The following is a 13559-nucleotide window of genomic DNA, read 5'->3' on the forward strand; positions in this document are numbered from 1 at the left end:
ACCTCGCGCCCGACCGGAGCCCCGGCCTCGCCCGGGCGCGAGGCAAGCGGGGGCCGTACGGCACGCTCTCTCCGTACGCAGGTCAGGGCATTCCGTACCTCGGTCAAGGCCCGCAGGCCCGATCGCAGACCGCCCCTGATCCTGCTGATCCCCGCCTGCGTCGCCGCCCTCTTCGCCCTGCTTCCCCTCGGCTACCTCGCTGTTCGCGCCTTGGAACGGGGCCCGGCCTTCGCCTGGGAGGTCGTCGCCGACGAGCGGACGCTCGACCTCCTCGGCCGCAGCCTTGGCCTGACCGCCGTGGTCGTGGCAGCGTGTCTTGTGCTGGGTGTCTCGCTGGCCTGGCTGACAGTGCGCACCGCGCTGCCCGGGGCCCGCGTCTGGTCGGTGCTGGCGACGCTGCCGCTGGCAGTGCCGAGTTATGTGGCCGCGTTCGCCTGGCTGTCGGCCGAGCCGGGCCTCGCCGGCTTCGGCGGTGCCGCCCTCGCGCTGACGCTGGTCAGCTTCCCCTATGTGCAACTGCCGGTCGCCGCCGCGCTGCGGGGCATCGACCCGGCGCAGGAGGAGGCCGCGCGCTCCCTCGGCCACGGCCCGCTGCGGACCTTCGCCCGTGTCACGCTCCCACAGCTGAGACCGGCGGCCGCGGGCGGGGCGCTGCTCGTCGCGCTGTACGTGCTCTCCGACTTCGGCGCCGTCTCACTGATGCGGTACGACACTCTCACCCGGGCCATCCACACGTCGTACCGTGCCTCCTTCGACCGTACTCCGGCCGCCGCCCTCAGCGTCGTCCTGGTCGTGATGACCATCGCGCTGGTGGCCGCCGAGGCTCGTACGCGCGGACGCGCCGGGCACACCAGGACCGGAACGGGCACCGCCCGAACGGCGGTCCCGGTCGCCCTCGGTCGATGGCGGCCACTCGCCCTGCTGTGGTGCGGGGCGGTGGCGGCCGTCGCCGTCGCCTTCCCGCTGGGCACCCTCGGGTACTGGCTGGCCGTCGGGAGCTCGGCCACCTGGGATCTGGGCGGGCTCGCGGAGACGGCCTGGGCTACCTTCGGGGTCGCGGCGGCGGGCGCCGGACTCACTACGCTCCTCGCCCTACCGGTCGGGGTGATCGCCGCCCGGCACCGGGGCCGCGGCGCCCGCCTGCTGGAGCAGGCAGCGTACGCGGGGCACGCACTGCCCGGCATCACGGTCGCGCTCGCCTTGGTCTTCTTCGCCGTGCGTTACGCGTACCCGCTGTACCAGCAACTCCCCTTGCTGGTCTGCGCATACGCGGTCCTCTTCCTGCCGGTCGCGGTGGCCGCCACCCGCGCGGCCGTGCTCCAGGCGCCGCCCCTCCTGGAGGACGTGGCCCGCTCGCTCGGACGACGGCCGTGGCAGGTGCTGCACGAGGTCACCGTGCCGCTGGCCGCGCCCGGCGTGGCCGCCGGGGCCGCGCTCACCTTCGTGGTCTGCATGAAGGAACTCCCCGCGACCCTCCTCCTGCGCCCCACTGGCATGGACACCCTCGCCACCCGACTGTGGACCGAGACCGGCGCCGGATCCTTCGCGGCAGCCGCCCCCTACGCCTCCGCGCTGATCCTGCTCGCCGCAGTCCCCTCCTACCTCCTAGGCAGGCACCGGACATGAACGACACGAACGCACTGCACGTCGAGGGGCTCACCAAGTCCTACGGAGCTGGAGAGCCGGTCCTGCGTGGCCTCGAACTCGCCGTCCCCGCAGGCGCGTTGGCGGCGCTCCTCGGCCCCTCCGGCTGCGGCAAAACCACCATGCTGCGGATCGTCGCCGGATTCCTGCGTGCCGACGCGGGCGCCGTCCGACTTGGCGACCGGCTCCTGACGGGGCCCGGCGTCCACCTCACCCCGGAGCGGCGCCGCATCGGCATCATGCCCCAGGAAGGCGCCCTCTTCCCGCACCTGAGCGTGGCCCGCAACGTCGCCTTCGGACTCATCGGCGTCGACCGGGCCGAACGGCTGCATATCACCGCGGAGATGCTCGAACTGGTCGGCCTCGCCGACTACGGCGACCGCATGCCGCACGAGCTGTCAGGCGGCCAGCAACAGCGCGTCGCCCTGGCCCGCGCACTCGCCCCGCGACCCCAACTCGTGCTGCTCGACGAGCCCTTCAACGCCCTCGACAGCGCACTGCGGGCAGGAGTGCGGGCGGACGTACGGGCCGCGCTCCGGGCGACCGGCGCCACGGCCGTCCTCGTCACCCACGACCAGCAGGAGGCCCTGTCCACCGCCGACCTCGTCGCCGTCGTTCGAGACGGACAGGTCGCCCAGTGCGCCACCCCGCAGGACCTCTACCGGCACCCCGCCGACCCCTGGATCGCCGGCTTCGTCGGCGACGCCGTCCTGCTCCCCGGCACCCTCGCAGGCGACGGCACGGCCTTGACCGCCCTGGGCGCCGTACCCCTCGCCGCCCCGCCCAAAGGCCTGCGCGCCGGCACGGTCCTGCTCCGCCCCGAACAACTCCGCCTCACCGATGCGGACTCCAAGGGCGCGGTCACAGGTACGGTCACCGACGTCTCGTACTTCGGCCACGATGCCATGGTCACCGTGGCAGTCGAAGGCTACGACACCCCCGTCGGCATCCGCGTAGTAGGCCCGCTGCCGTTCCGGCCCGGGGAGAAGACGGGCGTCCGCATCGAGGGCGAGGCGGGCCTCCATCCGTAGCAGCGGTCCTGCGGGACTGACGCGGAGAAGGTGATGAGTCAACGCCCCGAAGCGCACGCAGCGCGGCGAGCGTGCGTGCCTGCCGCACGCCGGCGCGGCCTGACCTGCAACAGCACCGGCTCAAAGGGCGAGCAAGAGGCCGAAGGTCTGCGCCGCGATCTCCTCGGCCTGCCTCTGGCCGGCGACACGACCAGGAATAGCCTGGTGGTCCTCCGTCCAAGCCTGGGCGGAGACGTTGGACGCGAAGAAGTTCAGCGCGTCGCAGCACGCCGTGGCCGCGGGCCCGCCGCCAGGGCGCTGCGCAACGGACACCACCACGCCCTCCGGCTCCCGAGCTCGGCAAGGCTCACGGCCCTGTTCTCGTATGGCTACCGCCAGGTGGCGTGTAGTGCTGAGCAACTACTTGGGGCTGCAGTCGCGTGCTGGAGGGCAGCGAAGTCGGCATGCGCCGTTTCAACGGCCTCCGGGTACCGGACGCGCCGTCGCCGTGATCTCCGGCGGCAACCTCGACCGGCTATACGGCGAGTGTCGCCAGCGTCCGTTCCGGCGCGGTGAGGATCGAGAAGTGGCCTTGGCCGGGATGGATGTGAAGGCGTGCAGCGGGTATCGCCGCGGCGAAGCGGCGGGCGTGGGCGAGCGGGACGGTGGTGTCGGCGTCCCCCTGGTGGATCGACGTGGGCACTGTGATCGACTCGAGGTCGAAACCCCAGGGTCGGGTCAGTACGCGCAGATCCTGCGCGACTCCCCAGCTGCCGCGCTGGAACGCTCGCAGGTAGTTGGTCAGGAAGGCCGCGCGCGCGTCCGACCGGGCGAGGGCACGCCGGTCGCTGGCGGGCATCTCGCTGGTCGCCAGGCGAATGAACAGCCCTGGTGCCCGGCGCGCCAGCGTGGCCAGGCGGCCCAGGAACCAGCCACCGAAGGCCGGAGTGTGCCGGGCGATCTGCAAGGACGCGCGCTGCCCGGCTGCCATCCCGAGGGTGGGCCAGGCAGGCGGGCCAAGGGGCGCGATGAGCACCAGGCTGCGGACGCGGTCAGGCAGCTCGGACGCGCATGCGGTCGCGAACGCTCCGCCGCCCGAGACGCCGAGCAGTGCCACCGAGCCGACGCCCAACGCGTCCAGGACCACGGTGGCTTCCGCAGCCCAGTCCACGACCCGCGGCAGGCGACGGGCGTCGGTGTCGCCGATGCCGGGGCGATCCGGGGCGATGAGGCGCAGTCCGAGCGCGTGAGCCGCGCCCGCGAAGCCGTACGCGGCCAGCCGGGAGTCGGCCAACCCGTGGCAGAACAGCACCGCAGGCGCGTCCGGCTCCCCCACCACCTCGACCGCGATCACCCCGCCGTCGGCCCGACGCAGCTTCACTCTCCTACCGTACGTCTCCCGGGACCTTGATCCGAGAGCTGTCTGAGCGGCTCTCCAGAGGTTCTGCCGGTAGCCGGCCGGGAGCCAGGTGCTGGTCCGGGGGCTGCGGCGGTCAGGAGCCGGAGCCTCGGGCGTTCTTCCTCCTGATCAGGGCGGATGGGCACAGACGTCACCTGGCGGTGGCTGTACGGGAACAGGCCTGGACGGTTGTCGTGCCGGGACGGTGCGGGCGGCACCGCCTCAGTCATGCCTGCTTCCGCCCCAGCCAGGACCGGATCGCCTGCTCGATGCTGTCCTGCGTCTCCATGCCGAGCAGTGCACAGCGCGCCGTGAACTCTCGCTGCAGCTCCGGCAGGAGATACGTCCCGAACGGCACACGTTCCCACTTACGGGAGACCTGGACGGCCTGTACGGATCCGGCGTGCACGAGAACTCCGTACTGCTGCGACTGCATCATGACCAGCCCGACGAGCGGGCACCGGGCGAGGCTTGCCCAGCCGCCCGAACGGAGGCTTGCCCGGCGTCGATGGGTGGGATCGGCCAGGCGGTCGGGGCGCGCGTGTGACGTCGGGCCTGGTGTCCGAGCCGGATTCCGTGCCTGGCCCAGGGCGCCTCAACTGTGATTCTGTTCGGCCCGTGCTGTTCGTACGCTCGCCTCCAGCGCGGCCATCAGGTCCACCGCCGGCACCGGCTCCGCCGGCTCGCCGCCGCCGGCCTCGCCGCGATCAGCTGGTTCAGGGCAAGGGTGCCCTTAGGGCCTGTGTGATGTCGTGATCAATCGGCTGCTTGCAAGAGGTCTCCGAGCCAGATCATCGAGGCGCGGAGTTCGAGGCCGGCGAGGTAGCTCTCGGGCGTCTTGTCGAAGCGTGTGGCGATGCCGCGCCAGTCCTTCAGCCGGTTGATCAGTCGCTCGACGGTGTTGCGGTCACGGTAGAGATCGGCGTCGAACGTGACCGGACGGCCGCCCCGGCTGCCCTTCTTCTTGCGGTTGGCGGCCTGGTCCTTCTTCTCCGGGATGACTGCCTTGATGCGGCGTTTGCGCAGGTGGGCGCGGTTGGCGCGGGACGAGTACGCCTTGTCCGCGGCGACCGCGCCCGGCCGGGTGCGGGGCCGGCCGACCGGCACACGGACACGGATCTTCTTCAGCACGATGAACTGGGGGCTGTCCGCGGCCTGTCCGGCGGTCAGGACGAACGACAGCGGCCGGCGCTTGCGGTCGGCGGCGAGGTGAATCTTGCTGGTGAGTCCGCCGCGGGACCTTCCGAGCAGGGCTTGCTTCAGACGGAGTCTGTGCCGGCGGCGGACGCGTCGCCGTTCGGCCCGCTCAGGTCCGTTTTGGCGTCTGGCCCGTTCTGTTCCGCCTCGTCGCCCCTTTTTGCCGGACCTGGTCCTGCTCGGCGGCGGCTTCCTCGAGAGCCTCCATGACGTCCTTGCCGACGATCACCCCGGCGGCGTCGTGGTGAGCACGGACGGTCGTGGAGTCCACGCTGACCAGGGATAAGTCTGCCTTGCCCTGGCGGGCGGCATCGGCGATCAGGCCCTCCTGCAAGGCGGTGAAGACACCGGCGTTCCGCCAGACCCTGAAGCGCCCGTAGACGGTCGGCCAGGGACCGAACTCTCCCGGCATCTCCCGCCACTGCGCGCCCGTCCTGAACCGCCAGATCACCCCCTCGAACTGATCCCGCAGCCGCTCGGGGTACGGGCCGTACTCGCCTATCGGCAGGAACGGCTCAATCAAATTCCACTGCTCGTCGGCGAGTTGCCTACGCGTCACGACCGTCTTCCTACCGGATCCGCTTTCCCGACCGACCCGGATCGACAAAATTGATCACGACATCACACAGGCCCTAGGGAGAACGGGGTACAGCCGGACGGGGGACGCAGGTGCCACGGTACGAGGGCGTGCGGGAGGTGACTAATCATCGGCCCGGCCGTCGGATGTGCCCGTCAGGCCCTTGACCGGGTGCCGCTTCGACGGAGGATGGGGGAAGAGAGCGGGTCTGCGTGGTGAAGTGTGGGCCTCTGATAACTCCGACAGCAGGGAGCGTTTCTTCCGATGACCGCACAGCCCGCACGCCCTGAGCGCAGCGGTCCCGAGACCGCCTCGGTCATGGACGTCTCGCCGTTCAAGCCTTCTCTCGTCAAAGCGGTGTTCAGGGACGTGACCCCGATGCACGTCTCTCGGTCGGCCGCGTGGGCCGCCGCGTCGGTGACGCGGACAGTGCTGACGGAGATCATCGACGGCGCGAGGAGAGCGGCGGCGGCGGAGGCCCGGAAGAAGCTGATTCCCGGGGACCTTCTCTCGGCGATCGAGCGGAACGTCGAGCTCGAGGTGGGGGACAAGTGGTATGACCACAGCCCGACGTTTCAAGGCCTGACCGGTGTCCTGTACGACGCCGAGGGTGTCATCGTGCCTTCTCGTAAGCGCAGCAGGTCGCGCAAACCGAGTGCTGTGGTCGGCGCCCACAGGTTCGAGGCCGGGGTCAAGAAGCTGCTGTGGAGCCAGGGCGCGACGGCCGTCCCGGCGATGGTCCGCGATCTGGACGGAATCGCGAGCGTGTTCCTGACGGACCTCGCCCGGGACGCGGCCATGGTCGTCCGCGAGGGCGGGGTCAAACGTTTCGGTACGGTCACCCTAGTGATGTCGGGCGAACCGGCCCCACCCCCGTTCCTCAAGGATTCCCTCCGGGCCCGCAGGGGGGACGGGCGGACCATCGGCAGGGATGACATCCTGGCCGCCACCACGATTCAGTTGTTCAGCGGCAACCTCAGGCAGCGAGCCCTCACCGAGGCACGCGAGGCGACACAGAACACTTCGGCCGGCTGAGCGGGTGCGATGCCTGGCTGCTCGTTGAGCAGGGGCATGGGGCGCGGGGTGATCTGACTGATGCTGAGTGGGAACGGCTGCGGCCGTTCCTGCCGGTGGGTAACGGGTGTTGTGGCCGGTGGCGGGATCGTCGGCAGGTGATCGACAGGATTCTGCACCGGGTTCGGACCGGCGTGCAGTGGCGTGATCTACCCGAACGGTTCGGGCCGTGGAAGGCGGTCCACGAACGCATCGGCTGTGGTCGGCTGACGGAACTTGGGAACGCTTGCTCCAGCAGGTCCAGGCCGAGGGTGACGCGGCGGGTGAGATCGACTGGGACATCTCGGTCGTATCCACCATCGTGCGGGCGCATCAGCATGCCGCCGGCGCCCGTACCGATCCGCCGCCGGCTCCCGGGTCAAAGGGGGGTGCGCGGCAGAACATTTGGCGCGCCCGACCCCGCAGGCCAGCAGTGACCCCCAGACCGGTGCGCCGAGGTACGCGGCGAGGAGACCGAACCCGGTCACGAACGCCGCGACGGTGATGCTCGCGCAGGTCAGGCGCACGGTCCACCCATTGCTGCCGATCTTGACGAGCAGACCACGCAGCCTGACCTGTGCGACCAGGTCGCCGCCCTCGTAGATCAGGGCGTCGGCTCGCGTACCGGGAAGCTCGCCCGGCAGGGCTGCGTGTGGCAGAGACCGACTCGGACACGTCGCCGCCGGATTGCTCAACTTGCGCAGGTCCGCGCACGCACGCGTGGGAAGCTTGCCGTCGGCGGGGTGCTGCTCGTCCGGTTGGCGCAGTGGCTTTGTTCACGGGACCGCCAGCAGTTGTTCAGCACTTCCGACAGCACCCCGGCGAGTTTTCGATTCGAACAGTCAGCGCCGGTGCGCCGCCCGGCACCCGCGATGGCATGGGCGCCGAGCAGCGATGGCTGGCTCAGTTCGAGCTCACTGGCGATGGACCGAGCCTTTCGATGACCTCGCGCATCTCCTCCTCATCGGCCTCGTAGACCGTCTCGCCCATACGCGGGTCTCGGGCGTGAAGGGTGTGGATGAGTGGCCCGTGGGGTGCTCCGAGGTCGACCAGGGACGCCGACGGGCCGTGAACGGCACGCTCGGTGCCGGGGGGCGCAGTCAGGTCAATGCGGCTGACCACGCCGGGCGTGACCCATACGGTCGCCTGTTCCAGACGTGCCAGTATCTGGAGGTGGAAGTGCCCGCACAGGATGAGTTGCACATCCGTTCCGCGAATCGTCTCGGCCAGTTCCGCGCTGTTCTGGAGACCCAGCGCGCGCTGGACGTCCACGTCCATGGCGACCGGTGGGTGGTGGAAGGCCAGGACGGTGCCCAGCGGTGCCGGCGAAGCCAGTTGTTCCCCGAGCCAGTGGAGTTGGCCGCGCCCCAGCTGACCGTGTCCCTTGCCCGGTACGAGCGTGTCGAGTGTGAGCAGCCGCCATCCGCCGATGGTGCTCGCCGCCGCACGTTCACCCGCAGTGCCCTCGTACACCGCCTCAGGCTGAGCATGGCCGCTGCCGAGTACATCGGCGAACGCGGCCCGATCGTCGTGGTTGCCGGTCGCGTAGAAGATGCTTGCCCCCCTTCCTCCGGCGTAGCGGGACAGGAGATCACGCGCCCGCACGTATGCCTCGCGTGAGCCGTCGTCCGCGACATCGCCGGTGACCACCACGGCGTCGAGGTCATGCAGATGGCCCAGCTCAGCCAGCACGCGCTGAAGCGCTGCCGTGCCGTCGGCCCCGTCGGCGTCGGGTCCGGCGGACCGGTCGAGATGGGTGTCGGAGAGATGCAAGATTCGCATCTACAGACGTCTGCCTCCGCCTCCCCCCTCAGCCATGGCCTTTTCACCAAGTGACCTGCCCAGTCGGCTGTGCCTGTCTGCCATCACCCTCAAATCGAACAGTGACGGCACCGGGTGCTGTCGGAAGTGCTGAACAACTGCTGTTCGGTCCCGTGAACAAAGCCAACGCGGAATGTTCACGGGTTCGGGCAGCACCGGGCCTTCCTCGCAGGCCGAGTGTGGCGGGGTCTCAGCGCCAGTCGTCGATCACGTAGGCGTCGGGGTGGCTGTAGCCGGGTTCGTTGGGCCTGTGCATGGTCACGCCCTGCAACCAGGTGCGGAAACCGCGGTCGACCATTCGCCGGTAGGCATCCTGGCGGGCCAGGTTCATCCCGGCGTCCAGTTGGCCCAGTCCGCGCTCGGCGGCCAGCTGCTCGCACGCGTCAAGAAGTCGTTCGAACCGGTCGGCGGCCTCCGGGCCAGGGCGTACGGCGCCGAACTTGACGAAGCACACGTCCTCGCCGGCCTCCGACCCGGCTCCGCAGTGGCAGACGGCCAGGCCATCGAGCTCTGAGCCGGCGCCCTGGAGCAGGATGGTGTCACCGAGTCCCTGCGCGTGCGTGGCCACGATCTCGCGTTCCAGGCTCAGGCCCTCGTACACGGCCCCGGTCAGTGCGCGACAGAGGCTCAGGGCGTCGGGCTGCTCGGCGGCGGGCAGCTGGCCGTACAGCACTCGGCGGGGGACCGCGGCACTGCCTGCGACCTGCTTCCTCATGATGGCTGTGAGGAATCGGGGCCAGAAACCGTACCGGCGGTAGAGCTCAAGGTGCTTCGGACTGTGCGAGAAGGTGAACAGGCCCAGGTGGCGGTTCTCCCAGGTGTCGAAGCAGTCCATGACCGGCTCCATGAGGCGCCTGCCGACGCCCTGGTCCCACAGGTCCGGACGCACGGTCAGCGGGCCGAAGTACCCGACGCTGCCCCAGTTGGCGGCGAAGTTCGATCCGGCGACTTCGCCCTCGACCGTCGCTGCGAAGGCCGCCTGCGGATCCGCCGCCCAGCGGGTGCGGACGTAGTCGGCGGTCCCGAAGAACGTCTTCGGCTCGGGAGCCCCGAGGAACGTCCCGAAGGCGACCCTGAAGATCTCGTCGGCCCGATCCAGGTCCGCCTCACCCAGCGGGCGGACCGACAACGGGCCCGTGCCACTCTTGCGCTCCCCTACCGGTGGGGCCATCGCTCTCTCCTTCCCGACCCCCTGTTTCATCGCACCACGGGCGTGCGCCGCAGGCGAGGCGAAAGGTCCACCGATACCCAGGGATCGAGGACCCGGCCGGTCTGCCTCGCCTGTCCGCCGGCCCGAGATTTTCAGCAATCTTCTAGAGCGGCAGGCCGAGCGAGATCGGGCAGAGGCCGGGCGGTAGATGGCGTACGGCCAGTGCTACGGCTTCGTGCGGCGTGGTGAACGCGCCGAGGTTCGGAGTGACGAAGCCGTTTCCCACCCCGTACGTGCCGTCGCCGCCCGCGGTCAGGCACGGGCTGCCGAGAGTCAGGCGCGGGCGGGTGGTGATCGAGAAGCGCAGCGCCCAGTGGCTCGTGAACGGGTAGAGGGCGCGCAGGGCCGGCTCGGCGTATGCCGCCTCGATCAGGGCTTGGTACTGCTCCTGCCAGGAGTACTCCAGTTCACGCGCCTGCTGGAGCATGCTCTGCCATTCGGATTCCACCAGACGCACGGGATCGAGGTCGGGCACCTCGAAGCGGCCGGTCAGGTGCACGAACGGGGCCGCCCGGCGGATGTCGCCGAGGGACTCTCCGTCGTGCCAGGCCCGGGCCGCCTTGGCGACCTGGGCCAGGTCGTCCGTCTCGCCGTCGATGAGGCATGAGCTCTGGAACGGCTCCTCGCCGCGGATCGACCACCGCCGCTCGTGTGTCCATGCGCTGATCTGCAGCGGCTCGCGGTGCGGCAGGGTGCTCGCGACGCTTTCGTGGAGCAGCGAACCGGAGCCGGGCGACTCGACGGGGACGGAGTCAAGGCAGCCTTCCGCCGCGACCCGGAGCGCTACGGCGAGACTGCCGCAGGCCGCAACGTCGGGATAAAGGACGGCAGGCTCAGGAGGTATGGACACAGCTACTGATTGTGCCCGACCCGCGGTTCCGGGCAGCAGCCGCTGGCCAACTATGGAGCGGCCCATCAAGCTCGGTGCCTGGATCTGCAGCCAGCGGTGCAGGGCCGCGACGCTCTCGCCGAGGGTGTGGAGCGGCTGTCCGCTATCGGGATGAGCTGGGCGTGACCCGCCGGACTCCGGGACCTGTGCGGTTTCGGTGCGGACGCGCTGGTACAGCTCGTTCTTCAGGTCGGCGTGCCGTTTGAGCAGGGCCATGCGGTGGGCGCCGGCCTCGACGGGGCGTGCCGGGGTCGGGTGCATCCAGGCGTTTGAGGTGACCGGCGCCGGGTGGTGCCCGGTGGATCTGGTTGAGTGTCTTGTCGGACTCCGCATCGCGCGGGCGGTCAGTACACCGGCCCGGGCGGGCCGGCCCGGATCGGCGGTCCGTCCCGGGCCCCGGTGCCCGGGACGCGCCACTGAAGGCTCCACCCTTACCGCCCTCTTGCGGGAGGGATGGGCTGCCCCACTGGACGAACTGCCGCGTGCTTCTTGGTCAGTTCCTCCGGATCGTGATGGCGGGGGTCGTTGTGCTGCTCCTCGCGGTGGTGGCCGGCATCATCGCCCGGTATCGCCGGAGCATTCGATGCGTCCCGCCATGGCGCCGTGGGGCCGGTGTGGGCCGGCTGGGACCGTTGCTGCCCCAGGGCGTCAGGCCGGACCGTTCACCGGTGTGGATGCGGCGGCAGGTTGGACCTCACCCCGTGAACGTACTGTCGGCGAGGCCGCAGGTCACGCGTTTGGTCGGGACAGGCTTTAGCATGTCGCCCGTTGGGTGACGGGCGGTCGTGCGTCATGTGCGGTCGTGCCTCGTGTGCGGCGTTGCCGCCCGTCGGGCTGTGTGTCTTGGCAGCTGTGTCTACGGGGGAGAACTTCGATGTTCGGAATCATCAGGCCATGCCGTCATCGCTTGGGCGAGGGCATGCGTACCGAGTGGATGGCGCATCTGTGCGGGCTGTGTCTGGCGCTGCGTGGCGAGTACGGGCAGTTCGCACGGGTGGCCACCAACTACGACGGCCTGATCGTCTCGGTGCTGACCGAGGCGCAGTCGGAGCGTACCGGCGACTGGCGGCGAGGCGCCGGTCCGTGTCCGCTGCGCGGGATGCGGTCGGCGGACGTGGCGCAGGGCGAGGGCGCCCGGCTGGCGGCGACGGTGTCGCTGGTGCTGGCCGCGGCGAAAGTACGTGACCATGTCGCCGACGGCGACGGCCTGTTGGGCCGCCGCCCGGTAACGCTGGCGGCGCGGCGGATCGCCCACGGCTGGGACCGTGCGGGTGCCGCGGGCGGCGAACGGCTCGGCTTCGACACCGCGGTGCTGCTCGGCGCGGTCGAACGGCAGTCGGAGATCGAACGGCTGACCGGCCCCGGCGACTCGCTGCTGACGGTCACGGAACCTACGGAGACGGCGACCGCCGCCGCCTTCGCGCACACCGCGGTGCTCGCCGACCGCCCGGGAAACGCCGAGCCGCTGGCGGAGGCCGGCCGTCTGTTCGGTCGGCTGGCGCATCTGCTCGACGCGGTGGAGGATCTGGACGCGGACGAGGCGACCGGCGCGTGGAACCCGATCACCGTGACCGGCGCCGACCGCACCGAGGTGCGTCGGCTCTGCGACGACGCAGTCCATGGGATCCGACTCGCCTTGTCCGACGCCGAGTTCGTCGACGGGCGGCTGGCACGGGCGCTGCTGGGCGGCGAGTTGGAGCGTGCTGTCGACCGCGTCTTCGACCCCCGGCATCGTCACCACCACCGCCACCAGGCACAGGGCCCGCGCATGCTGCCCTGGCTGGGACGCCGTACGGCGACGGAAACGCTCTCGGGGACCGGCACGGGCACGGACTGCGGCGTCGGGGCGCTCACGGGCGCGGCCCCGGCGGGCGCCTCGATGGCGTCGGGCCGGCCCTCGGAGGGGCAGTGCCGGCGGTGTGGCCAGTGGCGCCAGTTGTGCCGCGATTGCAGGTTGTGCTTCAACTGCTGCTCCTGCAACGAGGACGCCGGCCAGGATGACGGAGAGCCCTGGCAGTTCGGCGACGGCAACCGTAACGGCGGCTCTCGCCAGGACGGTTCCGGGGGTGACGGCTGGTTCGGCGGACCAAGCGGCGGCAATTCGGGCGGCGCCTCCGGCGGTTCGGGCGGGGGCGGTCGGGGGTCGGGTGGTTCCGGTGGTGGCTCGGGTGACGGCTGCTGCGGTGGCGGGGGCTGCTGCAACCCGTGCAAGTGCTGTTGCGACTGCTGCGACTGAACGACGGATGAGCCGGGCGGGCCCCCGGCCTGCGGAGGGGAACCGGGTGCGGGGACATTGCACCGAGGTTGTCACCGGAGGCCGGGCATCCGGCGAGGTGGCACGGGAAGCGGGGTCCACAATGCGGACCGCGCCCGCTCCCGGGCACCGACCTCCTACCTGATCGCGGCCTGCATCAGGGCCGCCTGCCACCGGGCGGCAGGACACATGCGCGCCGACCTGGCGAGTACCCGACGAGCCCTGGCCCACCTCCGTCCGGCCGTACGGCCCGTCGCGGGTCCGCCCCAGAGATCGCGCAGACTCATTGAGGAGCACCCCTCGCCAGAGCTCCACTTCGACGCGAGTCAGTACGACGCCGAAGTGGCTCGCGCTGAAGCGGACCGCTGGTGGCAGGTGCACCCGTAGCCCAGCGGGGCGCGCCCCTGCCTGGCTGCGGGCTCTTACCGGCCTCGCGTCCTTGATCAATGGGGAACGCCCCAGCAGGCCCAGATGCTGTCGAAAGTCGGGTTCTGGCTCAACTTCT

10 protein-coding genes and 2 pseudogenes are annotated in these 13559 nt (G+C 70.6%); 5 read left to right on the top strand and 7 right to left on the bottom strand.

Annotation, left to right across the window (positions count from 1 at the left end; genetic code table 11):
* Positions 1 to 135: 135 nt before the first annotated feature.
* Together OHS70_RS37850 and OHS70_RS37855 are read left to right on the top strand one after the other, a co-directional pair.
* The gene (locus OHS70_RS37850) at positions 136 to 1626 is read left to right on the top strand and encodes an ABC transporter permease (RefSeq protein WP_443062781.1); all 1491 of its coding nucleotides are present in this window, start codon (positions 136 to 138) and stop codon (positions 1624 to 1626) included.
* On the top strand, positions 1623 to 2675 hold the full coding sequence (locus OHS70_RS37855; RefSeq protein WP_328405261.1) for an ABC transporter ATP-binding protein: 1053 nt from the start codon (positions 1623 to 1625) through the stop codon (positions 2673 to 2675). Before OHS70_RS37850 ends, OHS70_RS37855 begins: the two co-directional genes overlap by 4 nt.
* Positions 2676 to 2795: 120 nt before the next feature.
* On the opposite strand, the gene merB is transcribed toward OHS70_RS37855, so the two are convergent.
* The 4 genes and pseudogenes from merB to OHS70_RS37875 form a co-directional block, all read right to left on the bottom strand.
* A complete protein-coding gene (merB, locus tag OHS70_RS37860) occupies positions 2796 to 3074 on the bottom strand; it encodes an organomercurial lyase (protein WP_328405263.1) in 279 nt (92 codons plus the stop codon).
* A gap of 115 nt (positions 3075 to 3189) precedes the next feature.
* On the bottom strand, positions 3190 to 4035 hold the full coding sequence (locus OHS70_RS37865; RefSeq protein WP_328405265.1) for an alpha/beta fold hydrolase: 846 nt from the start codon (positions 4033 to 4035) through the stop codon (positions 3190 to 3192).
* A 244-nt stretch (positions 4036 to 4279) separates the two neighbouring features.
* The gene (locus OHS70_RS37870; RefSeq protein ID WP_328405267.1) at positions 4280 to 4462 is read right to left on the bottom strand and encodes a hypothetical protein; all 183 of its coding nucleotides are present in this window, start codon (positions 4460 to 4462) and stop codon (positions 4280 to 4282) included.
* Positions 4463 to 4809: 347 nt separating this feature from the next.
* A pseudogene (locus OHS70_RS37875) lies at positions 4810 to 5809 on the bottom strand (IS5 family transposase).
* 282 nt (positions 5810 to 6091) lie between these two features.
* Between OHS70_RS37875 and OHS70_RS37880 the strand changes: the two are divergent.
* Both OHS70_RS37880 and OHS70_RS37885 read left to right on the top strand, forming a co-directional pair.
* The gene (locus tag OHS70_RS37880; RefSeq protein ID WP_328405269.1) at positions 6092 to 6862 is read left to right on the top strand and encodes a hypothetical protein; all 771 of its coding nucleotides are present in this window, start codon (positions 6092 to 6094) and stop codon (positions 6860 to 6862) included.
* A gap of 17 nt (positions 6863 to 6879) precedes the next feature.
* Positions 6880 to 7235 (top strand): annotated as a pseudogene (locus OHS70_RS37885) (IS5 family transposase); the annotation flags it as partial.
* A gap of 548 nt (positions 7236 to 7783) precedes the next feature.
* On the opposite strand, the gene OHS70_RS37890 reads toward OHS70_RS37885, so the two are convergent.
* From OHS70_RS37890 to OHS70_RS37900, 3 genes are all read right to left on the bottom strand, one after another.
* Positions 7784 to 8662 carry a metallophosphoesterase family protein gene (locus OHS70_RS37890; RefSeq protein ID WP_328405271.1) on the bottom strand — a complete coding sequence of 293 codons (879 nt, stop codon included), beginning with the start codon at positions 8660 to 8662 and terminating at the stop codon, positions 7784 to 7786.
* A 229-nt stretch (positions 8663 to 8891) separates the two neighbouring features.
* Positions 8892 to 9872, bottom strand: coding sequence for a GNAT family N-acetyltransferase (locus tag OHS70_RS37895; protein ID WP_328405273.1), 981 nt, complete (start codon positions 9870 to 9872; stop codon positions 8892 to 8894).
* Positions 9873 to 10014: 142 nt separating this feature from the next.
* Positions 10015 to 10827: a DUF6193 family natural product biosynthesis protein gene (locus tag OHS70_RS37900; protein WP_328406175.1), complete on the bottom strand. Its 813-nt coding sequence runs from the start codon at positions 10825 to 10827 to the stop codon at positions 10015 to 10017.
* An 892-nt stretch (positions 10828 to 11719) separates the two neighbouring features.
* Here OHS70_RS37900 and OHS70_RS37905 point away from each other — a divergent pair.
* Complete coding sequence (locus tag OHS70_RS37905) at positions 11720 to 13036, top strand: DUF5685 family protein (protein WP_443062712.1); 1317 nt, start codon at positions 11720 to 11722, stop codon at positions 13034 to 13036.
* Positions 13037 to 13559 lie beyond the last annotated feature (523 nt).

Origin of the sequence: Streptomyces sp. NBC_00390 (assembly GCF_036057275.1) — a bacterium.
Classification (GTDB): Bacteria; Actinomycetota; Actinomycetes; order Streptomycetales; family Streptomycetaceae; genus Streptomyces.

What these genes read in the sequence shown, in the direction of transcription:
- OHS70_RS37880 (WP_328405269.1), top strand. Translation starts at nt 6,092, where the DNA reads ATGACCGCACAGCCCGCACGCCCTGAGCGCAGCGGTCCCGAGACCGCC.
- OHS70_RS37855 (WP_328405261.1), top strand. Translation starts at nt 1,623, where the DNA reads ATGAACGACACGAACGCACTGCACGTCGAGGGGCTCACCAAGTCCTAC.
- OHS70_RS37900 (WP_328406175.1), bottom strand. Translation starts at nt 10,827, where the DNA reads ATGGGCCGCTCCATAGTTGGCCAGCGGCTGCTGCCCGGAACCGCGGGT.
- OHS70_RS37890 (WP_328405271.1), bottom strand. Translation starts at nt 8,662, where the DNA reads ATGCGAATCTTGCATCTCTCCGACACCCATCTCGACCGGTCCGCCGGA.
- OHS70_RS37905 (WP_443062712.1), top strand. Translation starts at nt 11,720, where the DNA reads ATGCGTACCGAGTGGATGGCGCATCTGTGCGGGCTGTGTCTGGCGCTG.
- OHS70_RS37895 (WP_328405273.1), bottom strand. Translation starts at nt 9,872, where the DNA reads ATGGCCCCACCGGTAGGGGAGCGCAAGAGTGGCACGGGCCCGTTGTCG.